General features: G+C 62.0%; 13 protein-coding genes. 7 read left to right on the top strand and 6 right to left on the bottom strand.

Annotation, left to right across the window (positions count from 1 at the left end; all coding sequences use genetic code 11):
* Positions 1 to 57 precede the first annotated feature (57 nt).
* The 5 genes from AC061P_RS00645 (at position 58) to AC061P_RS00625 (ending at position 6082) form a co-directional block, all read left to right on the top strand.
* The gene (locus tag AC061P_RS00645; protein WP_449647990.1) at positions 58 to 888 is read left to right on the top strand and encodes a transporter substrate-binding domain-containing protein; all 831 of its coding nucleotides are present in this window, start codon (positions 58 to 60) and stop codon (positions 886 to 888) included.
* Between the two features lie 3 nt (positions 889 to 891).
* Positions 892 to 3576, top strand: a complete 2685-nt coding sequence (locus AC061P_RS00640) for an FAD-dependent oxidoreductase (protein ID WP_480391555.1) — start codon at positions 892 to 894, stop codon at positions 3574 to 3576.
* 58 nt (positions 3577 to 3634) lie between these two features.
* The gene (locus tag AC061P_RS00635; protein WP_449647988.1) at positions 3635 to 4579 is read left to right on the top strand and encodes a dihydrodipicolinate synthase family protein; all 945 of its coding nucleotides are present in this window, start codon (positions 3635 to 3637) and stop codon (positions 4577 to 4579) included.
* Entirely contained in the window at positions 4576 to 4902 is a 327-nt protein-coding gene (locus AC061P_RS00630) for a (2Fe-2S)-binding protein (protein ID WP_449647987.1), read from the top strand. Before AC061P_RS00635 ends, AC061P_RS00630 begins: the two co-directional genes overlap by 4 nt.
* Before the next feature lie 97 nt (positions 4903 to 4999).
* A complete protein-coding gene (locus AC061P_RS00625; RefSeq protein WP_449647986.1) occupies positions 5000 to 6082 on the top strand; it encodes an NADH:flavin oxidoreductase/NADH oxidase in 1083 nt (360 codons plus the stop codon).
* A gap of 43 nt (positions 6083 to 6125) precedes the next feature.
* Here the strand turns inward: AC061P_RS00625 and AC061P_RS00620 are convergent, their stop codons facing one another.
* From AC061P_RS00620 to AC061P_RS00595, 6 genes are read right to left on the bottom strand one after another with little or no spacing between them, the layout of a single operon-like run.
* The gene (locus AC061P_RS00620) at positions 6126 to 7106 is read right to left on the bottom strand and encodes an NAD-dependent epimerase/dehydratase family protein (RefSeq protein WP_480391554.1); all 981 of its coding nucleotides are present in this window, start codon (positions 7104 to 7106) and stop codon (positions 6126 to 6128) included.
* A gap of 12 nt (positions 7107 to 7118) precedes the next feature.
* Positions 7119 to 8852, bottom strand: coding sequence for an FAD-dependent oxidoreductase (locus AC061P_RS00615; RefSeq protein WP_449647984.1), 1734 nt, complete (start codon positions 8850 to 8852; stop codon positions 7119 to 7121).
* Positions 8852 to 10384 carry an aminomethyl-transferring glycine dehydrogenase subunit GcvPB gene (gene gcvPB / locus AC061P_RS00610; protein WP_449647983.1) on the bottom strand — a complete coding sequence of 511 codons (1533 nt, stop codon included), beginning with the start codon at positions 10382 to 10384 and terminating at the stop codon, positions 8852 to 8854. The genes AC061P_RS00615 and gcvPB overlap by 1 nt, the downstream gene beginning before the upstream one ends.
* Positions 10381 to 11787 (bottom strand): aminomethyl-transferring glycine dehydrogenase subunit GcvPA, encoded by a 1407-nt coding sequence (gcvPA, locus tag AC061P_RS00605; protein WP_449647982.1) that lies wholly within the window; start codon positions 11785 to 11787, stop codon positions 10381 to 10383. Before gcvPA ends, gcvPB begins: the two co-directional genes overlap by 4 nt.
* A 22-nt stretch (positions 11788 to 11809) precedes the next feature.
* Entirely contained in the window at positions 11810 to 12937 is a 1128-nt protein-coding gene (locus AC061P_RS00600; protein ID WP_480391553.1) for an ATP-NAD kinase family protein, read from the bottom strand.
* Complete coding sequence (locus tag AC061P_RS00595; RefSeq protein WP_449647980.1) at positions 12930 to 14321, bottom strand: aminotransferase; 1392 nt, start codon at positions 14319 to 14321, stop codon at positions 12930 to 12932. The genes AC061P_RS00600 and AC061P_RS00595 overlap by 8 nt, the downstream gene beginning before the upstream one ends.
* Positions 14322 to 14455: 134 nt before the next feature.
* Between AC061P_RS00595 and AC061P_RS00590 the strand changes: the two genes are divergently transcribed.
* Together AC061P_RS00590 and AC061P_RS00585 are read left to right on the top strand one after the other, a co-directional pair.
* On the top strand, positions 14456 to 15214 hold the full coding sequence (locus tag AC061P_RS00590) for an SDR family NAD(P)-dependent oxidoreductase (RefSeq protein WP_449647979.1): 759 nt from the start codon (positions 14456 to 14458) through the stop codon (positions 15212 to 15214).
* The gene (locus tag AC061P_RS00585; RefSeq protein ID WP_480391552.1) at positions 15211 to 16281 is read left to right on the top strand and encodes an NADH:flavin oxidoreductase/NADH oxidase; all 1071 of its coding nucleotides are present in this window, start codon (positions 15211 to 15213) and stop codon (positions 16279 to 16281) included. The genes AC061P_RS00590 and AC061P_RS00585 overlap by 4 nt, the downstream gene beginning before the upstream one ends.
* The last annotated feature ends 46 nt before the right edge of the window (positions 16282 to 16327 follow it).

The following is a 16327-nucleotide window of genomic DNA, read 5'->3' as shown; positions in this document are numbered from 1 at the left end:
GCGGCCCGACCCGACACCAAGTTAACACACAACGAATAAAACTAGAAGGAGAACACAATGAAGAAGTCACTACGCTTGCCGCTCGTCGCGGCAATGGCGACTGCAGCGATGGTGCTGTCAGCTTGCTCAGGCGGAAGCACCACCGATCAGGGCGCTGCTGAAGCGAATGACGCCCTGATGACACCGGGCGTGCTCGTCGTCGGGATGAACCTGCAGTACAAGCCACAGATGTACCTCGAAGGCGACGAGCCCACAGGTTATGACGTCGAGCTGCTCAACGCCCTCGCCGACGAAATGGGCGTCGAACTGGAAATCAAGAACCTCGACTTCGCTGGCCTCATTCCGGGACTGCAAGCCAAGCAGTTCGATATGGTCTCCGTCGGCCTGAGCGCCACCGACGAGCGGAAGGAAGTCATTGACTTCTCGCGCGGCTACGTTCCTTACAGCAGCATCCTTGCTGTGCCGGAAGGGTCAGCAACCAGCCTGTCAATCGACGAGCTGAACAAAGAGGGCGTCATCATCACCGCTCTTCAGGGTTCGAGCAACGAACAACTGATTCGCGACAACTTCCCCAACGCCACTGTGCAGGGCTTCCCCGACCAGAACGCAGCGCTTCTTGAGGTTGCTACCGGTCGTGCCGCTGCAGTGGTCGTTGAGGACTACATCCTCGCTCAGTTCAGCGTCGCCAACCCCAACCAGTTGGCTCAGGCTGAGGTCGATGGGCCGCTGAGCCTTTACTACGGTTCGTGGGGAGTTCAGAAGGGCAACAGTGCTCTCGTAGCCCAGCTCGACGAGTTCCTCTGCTCCGCACAGAACGATGGAACGCTCAAGGACCTCTACACGTCGATCATGGCACCGCAGATGCCCGATATGCCGGGTGGCTGCTAAACAATGCACACAGATGAGCGTGTTTTTGATGTTCTGGTAGTGGGGGGCGGCCCCGCCGGAATGGCTGCGGCATCCACCGCAGCGGCCGCAGGCCTGAACGCAGCGCTCATCGACGAACGCCCAACTCTCGGGGGCCAGGTCTATAAACAACCTGGCCCCGGGATGCGGGTAACCAATCCGCGCGCGATGGGGGCGCAGTACCTCGCGGGGCGCCGCCTCATTGACGAGGCAGAGCAGAGCGGCGCAGAAATCATCCTTCGGGCGAGCGTGGTCAACCTCGAACCCTCTTCTGAAGGCTGGACCGCTATGGTCCAACGCGAAGGCAACGCCGTCGAACGGCTAAGCGCTGCTCGCATCATCGTGGCGGCCGGAGCAAATGACCGGCCAGTGGTCTTTCCTGGCTGGACCCTCCCCGGCGTTATCACCGCCGGTGGCTTGCAAACGCTCGCCAAAACTCAAGCGGTCGTTCCCGGCGAGCGCATCGTCTTTGCCGGCTCAGGACCGGTGGCGTTGGCCTTCCCCGCCCAACTTGCGGGTTACGGCGCCAACATTGTCACCGCTCTAGAGTCTGGCCCCACGCCGGGCATCGTCGACCTCGCGAACGTCGGACTCGCTGCGCCGGGCAACATCGGGCTACTGATGGATGCGGCCAAATACCGCGCTTCGCTCCTCACCCACAAGATCCCCCTCAAATACGGTCGCATCATCGTGCGCGCTGAGGGTGACGGGCGAGTTGAACGAGTCGTTCATGCCGCAGTGGACGCCGAATGGCGTGTCGTGCCGAACACAGAAGAAACCATCGATGCCGACGTTCTCTGCGTTGGCTACGGCTTCTCCCCCTCCACAGAACTTCTGCGCCTCGTAGGTTGCGACTTCGACAGCAACGAAGACCTGGGCGGCCCCGTCGTCAAGCGTGACGACTGGTGCCGCACGGGCGTCTCCGGAATTTACGCGGCGGGAGACGGCGCCGGCGTCGAGGGCTCCGCTGTCGCCGCTGACGAAGGGCGACTTGCTGGCCTAGCGGTGGCACAGGACGCCGGAATCCTGAGTGAACGAGAGAGCACCTCTCGGGCATCCCGTCTTCTCAAACGAGTCGGGCGCCGACGTGCGCTCACGACTGCGGCCGACCGCATGTATCACGTCGGCGAGGGAATCTTCGAGCTCGCCGAACCCGACACCACTGTGTGCCGGTGTGAGGGCACAAAGCTTGCGGCTATCCAAGAAGCGATCGAGAGCGCTCCCGACGTCAGCGCTGTCAAGGGGCTTACCCGCGCGGGCATGGGGCCATGCCAGGGGCGGATGTGTGGCCGCCATATTGCGGCAATGATCGCCACGAGACGCGGAGTTCCTCTCGCCGACGTCGAGCCCGCAACACCGCGGATGCCGCTGCGACCGACCGCGATCGGTGCGATCGCGAACCCAGCGGTCACCGATCCCGGCCTGTTCGACACTTCGGCCGTGCGACCAACGGAACCCGAGCGCGCCGACCTGAACTCTGCTGCACGCTCTGATGCAGCCTCGAGCGTTGTCGGCGAGACCGACGTGCTCGTCATCGGTGGCGGCATCGCTGGCGCCGCTGTCACCTACTACCTCGCCAAAGAAGGCATCGACGTCACGCTTCTTGAGCGTGGCGAACTCAACCGTGAGGCATCCGGAACCAACGCAGGAAGCTTCCACTTTCAACTCGCCATCCACCAGCTCTCTGGCCAGGGAACTTCAGCTGACCGGGATCGGCTACTCGGTGATGCGCGCGACAGCGTGCGTGCCTACGAGCTCTGGAAGGGGCTCAGCACCGAGCTCGGCGCAGATGTCGGGCTTCACCAAACCGGTGGTTGGATGGTCGCCGAGACTCCTGAGCAACTCCAGATTCTGCACGAGAAGCACCTGCTCGAGGCTGAGGCCGGGATCGAAACCGAGGTGCTAACCGGTGCTGAACTCGCCAACCGGGCTCCCTACTTCTCTGATCGAGTTATCGGCGCTACGTACTGTGGACTCGAAGGGCACGCGAATCCGCTCACCACGGCCCCTCTCTATGCGCTTCGTGCGGTTGAAGCCGGTGGCACCGTCAAGACCCACACCGAAGTGCTCGGCATCGAAGTGAACGCGGCGTCGGAGTCACGACGCTTCACCGTGCGCACCACTCAAGGCACCTACTATGCCCGCCGCGTGGTGAACTGTGCCGCAGCTTGGGCTGGCGATCTCGCCGAAATGGTTGGGCTCAACTTCCCCATCCGGCGCGAGGGCCTGCACGTGAACGTCACCGAGTCACGCCCGAAGCTGCTGCCATCGATGGTGCAGCACATCGGTCGCCGACTCACTCTCAAGCAGACCTCTCAGGGTGGGTTCATCGTGGGTGGAGGCTGGCCGACAGGCGCATCGGCCTACCCCACCCGGTATCCCACCCAGTGGCAGAGCGCCGCGGGAAACCTCAACGTTGCCCGAGATGTCATCCCTGCACTCGACGACGTGAGGGTCATCCGCACTTGGTCGGGAGTGATTGCGTTCACCGATGACAAATCACCCATCGTCGGTGAATCCGAAAAAGTGCCCGGCTACTACGCGTGCGTTGCCACCACCGGATTCACGTTCTCGCCGATATACGCCTTCCAACTATCGGAACAGATCGCAGAACAGCACAAGGGCGCTTCACCCTTCCACAAGCGATTCTCTCTCGATCGAATGTCGTAGGTTACGCGGCAGGGAATTATCCACAGTTTTGTTACACCACATATAGAGGAGCGTTGAGATGAATCGTGATGACGTCGATTGGGCAGGCTATTTTCCCGCCGTTGTGACTCCGTTTACCGAGTCGGGAGCGCTTGATACCGAAACGATGCACGCGCTGATTAATCAGTACGCGGAACGCGGGATGCACGGTGTCGTCGTTAATGGCACGTGCGGGGAATGGTTCTCGCAGAGCGTTGACGAGCGAAAGGCCGTGGCTGAAACTACCGTCGCTGCCGCGAACGGAAGAATGCCCGTGCTGGTGGGATGCACTTCGAACACCGTGGAGAATGTGCAGGTACTGGCGCGTCACGCTCTCGATGCGGGAGCCTCCGGCGTTCTCGTCTCCCCGCCGCCTTACATCAAGCTCTTCCCCAACGAAGTAGTGACCTGGTACGAAGAGGTCAGCGCCGCTGTTCAGGGACCAACTGTGGTCTACAACTGGCCGCACGGCACCGGCATAGATATCGATTCTGACCTCGCTGATCGTCTCGCCGACATTGACTCCATCGTGGCCATCAAAGACAGCACACCCAACGTTGACCAGTTCTTCGAGACGTCGCGACGAGTTCGCGACCGGGTACGCGTTTTCGGGCCGTATATGTCTGCTCGCGGTGTTGAAGTACTGCGCACTGAAGGCGGTGACGGCACCGTTGGTGGCGGCTCGCTCTTTGGTTCTCCCGATCCGCAATTCTGGGAGAACTACTGGGCAGGCGACTTCGATGCCATGGAGCGCTACGCCGCGGTGCAAGACCGTCTCTTTCCGAAGCTCTGGCTTCCCGGCGGTTGGGCAGGAATCTACGGCGGCTACCAGTCGCAGCTGAAGGCCCTGATGCACATGCTCGACCAGCCCGCTGGCCACGTTCGACGCCCGCGACTTCCCGTCAGCGACCCCGCTGCTTTGGATGCCATGCGCGCCGTGCTTGTCGACGAAGGATTGCTGAGCGCCACTGCGGGGCAAGCGTGACCTCGGGCCGCATTCCGGGCCACGGCATGGAACGTGGAACCCCGGTGCGTATCGTTGTCGACGGTGCGCCCCAGGATGCGTTCGAAGGCGAAAGCGTCGCCGCCGCGATCATGGCGTGTGGCCAGAATGAACTTCGCGAACACGAATCAGGTGAGCCGCGGGGATATTTCTGCGGCATGGGCATTTGTTTCGATTGCGTTATGACGGTCGATGGCGTGCCCAACACTCGCACGTGTGTGACGTGGGTGCGGGATGGTTTGACCGTCGAACGACAGCGTGGTGCAGGGCTTGCATCGGATGAGCCAGGAGAAGTGCACAGTTAGGGCGGCACGGTTGAGCGCTGACTCCTCAGCGCTGCGCCCCACCGTCGGGCCCGTGCGAACCCCAGTTTTGAAGTGATCTCCATCGAAAGGACCTTGTATGTCTCTCCCCAAATCTCAGCTATTCGAACCGATCACGATCAACGGTCTTACTGTTCCGCATCGCCTCTGGGTCGCCCCCATGTGCATGTACTCGTCGGTCGACGGTCAACCCGCTGACTTCCACATTGCCCACTACGGTTCATTTGCGCTCGGCCGCGCCGGTCTCATCATGACCGAGGCCACCGCGGTCTCGCCTGAAGGCCGAATCTCGCCCGACGACGCTGGGCTCTGGAACGACGAGCACACCATCGGTTGGCGCCGCGTCGTGGACTTCGTGCACAGCATGGACTCCCTCATCGGAATGCAGCTCTCGCACGCTGGCCGCAAGGCGTCAACGGCTCCTCCCACGCGCGGTCGCGGTTACGTTCCGCCGGCTGAGGGTGGCTGGCAAACGGTCGGGCCTACCGACCTGCCCTACGAACCATTCGCGGCTCCTGTTGCGCTCGATCACGTGGGCATTGCTAAGGTCGTCGACGACTATCGGGATGCCGCACGCCGTGCTGTTGAGGCTGGTTTCGACTTGGTCGAGGTGCACGCCGCCCACGGCTATCTTCTCGGGCAGTTCCTGTCGCCGACCTCGAATACGCGTACGGACGAATACGGCACCGATGAGGCCGGACGCACCCGCATCCTGCGCGAAGTAGTTGCTGCCGTCCGCGAGGTCATCCCCGCCGACATGCCACTCGTACTGCGCCTCTCGGCCACTGAGTGGGTTCCCGGCGGCGTGACCGTCGATGACACCATCGCGGTTATTCGCAGCCTAGAGGGCGTTGACCTCATCAGCGTCTCCTCCGGTGGAAACAGCCCCGGCCAGCACATTGTGCCGGGACCCGGTTACCAGCAGCCGTTGGCTCGCAAGATTCGCGCCGAGGTCGACCTGCCCGTTGGTGTTGCTGGCCTCATCACGTCGCCCCAGCAAGCAGAGGCGGCGATCGTGACCGGCGACACCGACATCGTGTTCGTCGCGCGCCAGTTCTTGCGCGAACCCAACTTCGCCCTGCGGTCAGCTTCTGAGCTCGGCGGCGAGCTTGAGTGGGCGTGGCAGTACAACCGCGCAAAGTACTGGAACAGCATTCCCTAAGCGCGCGAGCCGCCCGCAGTTCTGTGAGGCCGTCGAGCAGTGGTTAACTCAGCCACCGCTCGGCGGCCTTTGGCGATAGTCCACCCGTAGCGCAGAGCCAGCCCACGGATGATGCGACCGCTTCTTCTGACGTGAAGCGAGGGCGATACCCCAGCTCTGTCTGAGCGCGTTCGATGCTCATGACATGGCTTCGAGTGATGTGCTCGAACGACGTGGATGCTTGCTTCGGCGTTACTCGCTCGCGAAAGCTCTCGAAGGGGAGGAAGTCATAGGTCACGTCGTGACCGAAGCGCTGAGAGATCGCCGCCGCCAACCCGCGAAGATTGCTTGCGCGGGCAGCAACAGCATTGAACACGTCGAATGCCGGAGCGGTTTCTCGCTCGACCGCCAGCTGGAACACCTGCGCGACATCACTGGCATGCACATGGTGAAGGGTCTCGAGCCCAAAGTTGGGCAGAGCCACTGGTTCGCCAGCGGCGAGGGTCTCCCACACTTCCAGACCACCGTGGCCCTGAGGGTTAATGACGGCCCAGCCTGGCCCACAAATCTGACCCGGGCGGATGACGGTGCTGGGAAGCCCGTCGGGCCGCAACGACTCGAGACGGAGGACGTCTTCAACCGCAGCCTTGAGAATGCCGTAATCGCCCCACGGTTCGCTCACGACATCTTCGTCCGCCGGCACAGACGACAGCCGTCCTTTCACCCAAATGGTGCTGCACATGATGAGGCGCGAGATGCGTCCGCGCAGTCCCTCAATAAGGTGCGCAGCTGACTCCGGAGTGAAGCAGATCATGTCGACAACAACGTCGGCGTTCAAGCCTGCAATATCGTCTGCGAAGGTGCCGGCCTTTTCGCCAGCGTCGCGGTCGATCATGACGTGCTCAACCGAAGCCCACGCCTCGTGTTGGCGGTAGCGCGGAGTTGCTGTGCGGCTCACAGCGACGACATCGTGGCCCGAGGCTACAAGCTCGGGAACCAGGTAGCCGCCGACGTGTCCAGTAGCTCCAACGACAACAACTCTCACGCGTACCTCTTTCTACTGTTCTGGTGATGCGATGACTGAAATCGGTGTCGGCTTAAACGGAACTTGAGGCGCGAAGCCTGAACGTTCATCCACCGGATTTCCGCTTCGTTCGGCAGAAAGCGCCACAACAACCGGACCGCAATAGCGGCCCTGGCACTTGCCCATTCCCACCCGCGACACTCGCTTACTGGCACCGGCGCTCGACGTCAGTTCATCGACGCCGCGCGCGACCGTCTCAAGGCTGAGGCTCTCACAACGGCAGACTGTTGTTTCGGGGGTCGCCAGCTCGATCGTGAGAACCGGCGCAGCAAAGACGCGGTTCAGCGAATTCTGGAACCTCAAGTTGCGAGCCAAGTTTCGGCGAGCTGCGCGGAGTTCACGGTTATGTGCGCTCGAGGCAACTCCGCCAAGTTCGGCCACGATCGAGGAACCGGCGATGACACCGCGGGCCTGCGCAACCTTCGCGCCGTGCACCTGGGCAGAGTCGCCAATCACATATGTCTCCGGCACGGAGGTACGACCGTCGGCGTCGCGCTCAACCACGAGGGTCTTGAGCGAGTCATCCCACGAGTGGCGGCAGCCGAGCATCCGCGCGATCTCGTTCGATGGCAAGAAGCCGTAACCCATGCACACCGCGTCAATTTCGAAGCTGCGCTCGGTTTCGGCGATGGGCGTTCCGTTGGCACGCAACCGTGCCACCACGGCGCCGGTCACTCCATTCTCGTCGCCGGTCAGGCGCACGACCGCACTTCCTGTGATGACGGGAACGCGGGCCCGAGCGAGCGCGAGGCCGTACTTTGCGCCATCAGCGATGAGTCCGGGAGACGAAAAGGCCATCGTTGCGCCCGAGAAAACGTTGGCGGCCCGCACGGGGCTCGCTAATTCAACGAGAGCGACAACGCGCGCCCCTGCCGCCGCGAGCTCCGCTGCGACCTGCATGTTCAAAGGACCGTTGCCCGCCACCAACACCCGTTGACCTGGCGACACTTGATACGAACGCGAGAGAGTCTGAGCTGCGCCGGTCGTCATGACCCCGGGCAGGGTCCAGCCTGGCATCGGGACACCACGCTCATACGCCCCTGTCGCGAGAACGACTCGCTTGGCACGAATGACCCATCGTTCGACCGGACTCGCGGCAACGATGTGATCCGGAGCAAACGCTCCCCACACTTTTGCGCGGTCGAGAATACGAACGCCTGATGCCCGTGCGCGCTCAATCAGAGCCCGACCACGCTGATACTGGCCATCAAGGCGCTGCTCATCGAGGTCGAAGTCGGGAGCGGGCTGCTTGTAGTACTGGCCACCGAGTTTGCCACGCTCGTCGAGCAAGATGACATCGAGCCCGCCCTCGGCCGCAACCGCTGCGGCGGCAAGCCCCGACGGGCCAGCGCCAATCACGACCACGTCGGGCGTCAGCGTCGACTCGGGAAGGCTGGTGCTGTCGTCCAAGCTGGGCAGATCGAGCCGCGGCTCAGCAGAATCGACGACCATGCCGTCCGCGGCTGGGGTCATGCACGCGAGACTCTCGCCCTTGCCCTCGATCATGACCGTGCACTCAGCGCACACGCCCATTCCACAGAAAACTCCGCGCTTGTCGCCTTCTCGGGCCACCCGCAAAGCCGGATCCCCGGCGGCAATAAGCGCCGACGCTACCGTGTCACCGGCTTGGGCTTCGACAGCTTCCCCGTTGTAGTTGACCGTAATGGCGCGGGGAGCGTCGCCGAACCCCTTGCTATGAATTCGCACTAGTGGTTACCGTTTTTTCGCTGGTAGGCGCGCCACGTCGTTGCCCAACGCTCGGGGTCATCAAGCCCCGCTCCGTTGGCACGCGCGACAACCTGGTTGTGGGGCGAGGTTTTTACGAGCTCTGCATCGCTGCGAGCTTCGTCGATTACGTGAGCGAGCACGTCGATCCAGTAGTCAATGTCTTCAATCGACCACGCCTCGCCGGCCTCCGGGGTGAAGGGCTCAGGAACAATCCACGGTTCGTGGCTCAACCAGTACGCATCGATGCCGAAGTCGGTCATCCGGTTCTGGATGTCCACTGCCGTCACCCCAGTCTCGGCGGTGATGTCGCCCAGACTAAACCGAGTCATTTCCAGTCGGCGCTTGGTCATGTCGGGAAAAGCCTTCGTGATTCCGGGAATCTCGAGAATGCGCTTCTCCATGTAGTTGTTGGTGAGCACTGACAGGTCTGCTGCTTCGCGCAAACCATTGCCGCCCATTGCTGTGAGCCAGGTGTATGCCGCGATTACCTGCGGCACGTTTCCGAGATATTCGCGGATGCGACCCAGGCTCGATGGGGACTCCACGAGCGTGAAGGTGTCGTCGACCTTCTCGATGCGGGGCCCGGGCAAGAAGGGAGCGAGTTCCTCGGAGCATCCATAGGCACCCACAGCCGGACCGCCACCACCCTTCGTAACGCCGAAGGTCTTGTGGAGCATGAACATGCACGCATCGAAGCCGAGCTCTGCCGCGCGCAAGCGAGTCATTACGCCATTGAAGTTGGCGTGGTCGTAGAAGCAGAGTCCGCCCGCTTCGTGAACGATTTCGACCCACTCCTTAATGTGGGGGTTGTAGATGCCCATATCATCAGGGTTGTTGACCATGAGTGCTGCCGTGCGATCGCTCACCGCGGCCCGCAGCGCTTCAACCGACGGGTATCCGTTCTCTTCAACGGGAAGGGTAATGATGTCGAAGCCTGCAGCCGAAGCAGTCGCGGGACTAGACGGGTGCGATTGAGCCGTGGTGATGATTTCAGTGCGCTGCCCGAGCTCGCCACGTGATGCGTGATACGCGCGAGTGACGGCCGCGTGCGTGAATGCGGCAGCGGCTCCACCGCCGGGCTGGAAGGTGAAGGCTGGCATTCCCGAGAGCGTCGTGAGAGCCTGAGAGAACTCATCCACGATCTGAAGAACGCCCTGCATCGTCGACGGATCCTGGGCCGGATGCACATCCGCGACATAGGGGCGGGCAATGATTCGCTCGCTGATGCGCGGGTTGTATTTCATGGTGCAGGTCCCGAACAGGCTGATGCCCACCATTCCCATGGTCTGCTGAGAGAGGTGAAGGTAGTGGCGAAGAACATCGGGTTCCGACATCTCGGGAAGCCCGGGTGCTTCGGCGCGACGCAGTCCAGCGGGAACAAGCCCGGCTGCATCGGCACTCGCCCACGAAGTTGGCGGCACGGTACCGCGCCGGCCGGGAGAACCCATCTCCATAATGACGGGTTCGCTCCAGCGTGCGGAGTGGAATGGACGAATTTCGCTGCGAGTCATCGCGTGACCGCCTTTCCTAGGGAGCTGATCAATCGCTCGATATCGCCCTCCGTGTGCACTTCTGTCACACAGTAGAGAGCACTTTGCCCGAGCTCAGGGAAGTCGACGCTGAGGTCCTTGCCGCCGAAGATGCCCTCGGCAAGCAGCCTCTCGTTGATTTCGGCGACAGTCATTCCGGTACCGGTGAAGTCGACGACGAACTCTTTGAAGAAGCCGGAGTCAAAGCGCACCGTCACGCCATCGATACCGGCGATGCGATTGGCCGTTTCGTGCGCATTCGAGATGATCGTGCTGCCGAGTTCAGCGAATCCCGTGGGCCCCATGAGTGCCATGTAGACCGTGTTGCGAATAGCCCAGAGATAAACCGAGTTGCCTGTCCAGTCGTTACCGTCTTCTCGCGCACCGTAAGAGCTCTGCCCGAAGAGCGTCAAGCCGAAGGCACGCTCACCAGGGACGAGCGTTTCTGTGATGCTGACCTGAAGGGTCGGAAACTCCCGGGCATACCGTTCTTCGTCGCGCGTCGCGATGAAACCGCCAACGCCACCACCCGCGTTAAGAGGAACACCGAGGGGTTGGGTCGAGCCGATCACGATGTCCGCGCCATAGCTGGCTGGCGGTGCCACGATTCCGAGGCTAACCGGGTCGGTTCCGACGATCATTTCCGCGCCAACCGCGTGCGCCCTGGCCGTAATCTCTGCCGCTTGGGCTTCGAAGACTCCGAGGTGGTTGGGGGTGTCGATGTAGACGGCAGCGATGGTGTCATCGAGCACCTTTGCAAGCTGATCGAGGTCTGCTTTACCTGTAGCGGCATCGTAATCGAGATCGATAATCTCGAGTGCTCGCGATGACCCCTGCGTCCCACAGTAGCTTTCGATAACGGCGCGACGCTCGGGATCGATGGCCTTCGTGACGATGACCCGGTTGCGTCCCGTGAGGCGGGCCGCCATGCGCAGCGCGTTTCCGCCCGCCGAGCCCCAGCTGTAGACCGGGAGGCCGACGAATTCAAGGTCAAGGAGTTCTCCGAGCTGAGAGGAGAACTCGAACCAAGCCTGATTGCGTCCGTGGTCAGACGACGGAGTTCCCCACACCGATGTGAGAAATTCGCTTCGCCCAGCGATCTCGTCGCAGACAGCCGGAACGTGATGCTGCCAACTGCCGGCACCCAAGAAACTCAGATTGTCGCGAGTGTTCTTGTTCGAACGAAGAATGTCATCGACGTGACGCTCAAGGGCTGCCTCCGACAGGATCCCGTCGGGAAGGGTTTCGCCCTGCGTGCCATAGTGCTCAGCGGGGATCTGCTCGAACAACTCCTCAATCGAGGAGGCTCCAACCGCGGCGAGCATTCTCTCGTGAATGGCCTCGGTTGAGTTTCCCATATAGGGATGAGGGGTGAGCTGGCTCATTTTCGCTTCCTTCCAGCGGGAACTAGTTGGTGATTCTTAGGACAGTGCTGCGTGTCGGCGACGTGCGGACTCGGCGATGACCCTGCAGTGCAAGGTGCGGCTCAGCCCGACCGAGGTCGACGTGAAGTACAGGGGGTTGCAACGCATCGATCTTGTTTTGCGCTGCGACGATCACAATGTTGTCGTCGTCAATAAGAGCCAGAACTCGGGGACTGATTTGCTGATTGCCACGGCCAAGCAAGAACCCTTGACCACCGACAACCCCAAGAATCAATACGCTGCCAGGATGCGTGGAAACATGCTCCCACAGCGCGTTCTCCGAAGCATCGGCAACAACAACTGCTCCATCAGCGACGATGTCAAAACCGTTGCGAGTGCCCTCGAGTCCCAGCGCAACAAGGATGCTGCCGACGGTCGTTCCCGGGCCGAGAATGTAGCTCGTGCCTGCCGTCATACTGGCCGCGATTTGAGCACCGAGAGCCGGGATATCAGCATTCGTGCTGTCAGCGCGGGCCACCTTGGGGCCCTGCACTCCGGCGGTCGCGTGCGGCACTCGCGCCACCGCGATGTCGCTGACGTCCTGATCACCGGGGATGACATCCAGAACTTCGGTCTCGTGAGAGAGCCGACGCTCGCCCGCCGAAAGGTATTCGGCGGCAATTTCGCCCGCGCGCTCGGGCGTGTGAGCGAAGACTCCCGAGTGCATCTTTACTCCGCTGGGGGTGCCGAGCACGGTGATCGCGGTTCCAAGCTCAGCGACGATGTCGGCCGCTGTTCCATCTCCGCCAGCGAAGAGAAGCAGATCGACGTTGGCGTCTCGCATCGCGATTGCCGCAGCGTGAGTATCAGCAGCCGACGTTCTTTCGCTCGCGACTCCCACCGTGCGTGCCACTGTCAGTCCGCTGGCGCGCACACTGTTCTCGCCCATTGCACCGGCCGCCGCCACGATGTCGATTGCTGCCGGATGCTCGCGACGCAGCACAGCGAGTGCACGTTGCATCCGCTCCTCGGCTCCGGGCAAAGCTCCGAGAGCGCGTGCCTGTTCAGAAGCATCGCCATCGGTTCCGTGAAGTGCGACCGCTCCACCCATACCGGCGATCGGGTTGACGATAACGCCAACCCGAACAACCGTGGAAAGGGCTTTAGCCAATCAGTCCTTCTTCTTTCACTACGTCGTCGAGAGCCCGTCGCGTTCCTGCCACCATGGCGTCGATTTCTTCTTCTGTGGTGGTGAACGGCGGGGAGAACGAAATGGTGTCTGCGGCCGGAAGGGCACGAGTCACAACGCCGTGCGCGAGGCTGCGCTTGGTTACCTTCGCGGCGAATCCCATCGCGGGGTCAAAGGCCTTCATGGGTGCCGTGCTCTGAACGAACTCGACAGCGCCCACGAGACCCTGACCGCGGATTTCGCCGACGTTCGGATGCCCGGCGAATTCTTCTTGCAATCGACGGTGCATGTGCGCGCCGACGGTAGCGGCGCGTTCCGTGAGGTTGTCGTTCTCGATGATGTCGAGGTTCGTCAGTGCTGCAGCTGCGGCAAGCGGATGCGCCGAGTAGGTGTAGCCGTGGCCGAATCCTCCGTAGAGGTCCTGCCCGGCCATCACGACATCCCACACCTTCGGGGTCACGAGGCACGCCGAGAGGGGAACGTAGGCCGAGGTGATGCCCTTGGCCACGGTGATGAGGTCAGGCTTCATGCCGAAGGCGGTCGTTCCGAAGTCGACGCCGAGTCGCCCGAAGCCACAGACAACCTCATCAGCGATCAGAAGGACGTCGTACTTGTTCAGCACTGCCTGGATCGCTTCGAAGTATCCAGCGGGAGGGATGATGACTCCGCCGGCAGCCTGCATGGGCTCGGCGATGAAGGCGGCGACAGTATCGGGGCCCTCGGCGAGAATGAGCTCTTCGAGTTCACGGGCAAGAACGGCGACGAAATCGGCATCAGTCATGCCGGGTTCTGCTTCCCACAGACGGTGCGGCGGGCGCACGTGGCGAATCATCGGCAGTGGCAGGTCGAAGCCATCGTGCAGGTTCGTGAGCCCGGTCAATCCCGCGCTCAGTACAGTCACGCCGTGGTAGCCGCGGGTGCGGGAGATGATCTTCTTCTTTTGCGGCAGCCCGCGCACGTTGTTGTAGTACCAGACCAGCTTGGCTTGAGTGTCGTTGGCGTCAGAACCACTGTTGCCAAAGAAGACGCGAGACACCGGAACCGGTGCCATATCGGTGAGACGCTTCGCAAGGCGGGCGGGAAGATCAGTGCCCATGCCGGAGAACGCGTGATAGTACGGCAGCGTATTCGCTTGGTGCGCGAGGGCTTCCGCCATCTCGGGGCGAGAGTAGCCGATATTGACGCACCACAACCCCGCCATTGCATCGAGGTAGGTTCCGCCGTTGGAGTCCGTCAGCGTTGATCCTGAACCGCTCACGATGGTCAACGAAGGGCCTGTCTCATTAAATGTCTTCAGCGCCGTGAACGGGTGAAACAGGTTGTGACGATCCATCTCCTGGAGGGAAGCCGAGGACTGGTGCGACATGGGGTGACTCCCTAGGGTTTGCTATGCTCGAAAGCAATAAAGTGCGTTCTAAGAACTTAAGTTCGTAATATGAACCTACCAAATCAACGACGGAATCGCGATAGTTGACGATTAAAGCTTCCGCGGAGGAAACCATGGATTATCTCTCAGGCAAGAATATTCTCGTGACGGGCGCCTCGCGCGGCATCGGGGCCAGCATTGCTCGCGAACTGAGCGAGCGCGGTGCGCACGTCATCGCCCAGTACAACACCTCTGCTGCCGGTGCAGAAGAGGCAACAGCAGCCGCTTCCGAAAGGCTTCTGGTGTCTGCAGACTTCTCTGACCCCGCAGCAGCAGCCCAACTCTGGAAGACCGCTGTCGACTGGCACGGCCGAGTAGACGCTGTCGTGTGCAACGCCGCCGTCATGCCCGAAGTTGACTTCGACGCCCCGGAAGCAGAGTGGAACGCCGCGTGGGACCTCGCTCTTCAGGTCAACACTCGCGCACCATCCGACCTCACTCGTCTTGCGACGCAACACCACCTAGAGAATGGCGGCGGCGTCATCGTCGGCATCTCCAGCTGGGCCGCCCAGCGCGGAGCATCCAGTTCGCGCCTCGTCGGCTACTCGGCATCGAAAGCGGCCTACGCGGCCATGCTCAAGACTGTCGCTCGCGCCTACGCCGCAGACAACGTGCTCGCGTACCTCATTGCTCCGGGCGTTGTTCAGACCGAGATGAGCCAGACCGCGGCATTGAGCTCCGGCGGGGTCGACCGCATCACCGAGAGCCTCGCCATGAAGGAATGGGTTCCCCCCACAGACATCGCGACGCTGGTGGGCATGCTGTGTGAGGGACGCTTGCGTCACCTCACTGGAGCCACCCTCGACGTCAACGGCGCGAGCTACGTTCGATGAGCGCGTCGCACCTTTTCAGCCCCCTCACCATCGGCGATGTCACCTTCGCCAACCGCGCGTGGGTCTCGCCCATGTGCCAGTACTCCGCAGGCTCGGATGGAGTGCCACTCAACTGGCACCTTGTGCATCTCGGCCAATTTGCGATGGGCGGAACTGGCCTCATCCTGACCGAGGCGACTTCAGTCAGCCCCGAAGGCCGACTCTCCCCCCAAGACACCGGTCTCTGGAACGATGAGCAAGCCGCCGGCTGGAAACCCATCGTCAATTTCGTTCACGAACAGGGAACCCACATCGGAGTGCAGCTCGTGCACTCCGGCCGCAAGGCATCCACCTCAACGCCATGGTCGGGCACGGGCTACATCGATCCCGCTGATGGCGGATGGTCGACCGTTGCTCCCTCACCGATCCCGTTCGCCGGGCTTCCTGAACCCCAAGAGCTCACGGTCATAGAGATCGAGCGCATCATCAGCGACTTCGTTGCAGCAGCTCGGCGCGCTATCCAGTGCGGATTCGACGTCATCGAACTCCATGCGGCCCACGGCTATCTGCTCAACCAGTTTCTCTCGCCGCTCTCAAACCAGCGCACAGATGGCTACGGAGGCGATTTCGACGGTCGCACGCGAATGCTCCGCGAAGTGGTGGCTGCGGTGCGCGAAGTGTGGACAGCTGGTCGACCCCTGTTCGTGCGCGTCTCGGCGACCGATTGGGCTGAGGGTGGCTGGTCTATCGAGGACACTGTACGGCTCTCCGTCGTGCTGAAGGACCTTGGCGTTGACCTCATCGACTGCTCGACTGGCGGCATCGTGCGCACGTCGATCCCCATCGGTTCCGGCTACCAAGTGCCTTTCGCGGCCCAAGTTAGAGCGGAGTCCGGCCTGGCCACCTCCGCGGTCGGACTAATCACCGACGCGGCCCAGGCTGAGACAATTATCCGCTCCGGTCAGGCAGACGCAGTCATGTTGGGCCGCGCAGTGTTGCGAGAGCCGCACTGGGTAAACATCGCTGCGGAAAAGTTGCGAGCCGAGCCTCGCTGGCCAAATCAGTACGGGGCGGCAGCGCGAGGCTAGTCGCTCGCTTTCCGGCAGGCTCAACGACAAAGGCCCCCGCGCTACG

It is taken from the genome of Rhodoglobus sp. G.S.4, assembly GCF_056619605.1.
Note: the sequence above shows the minus strand (reverse complement) of the source record. Positions and strands in the feature narration are given on the sequence as shown.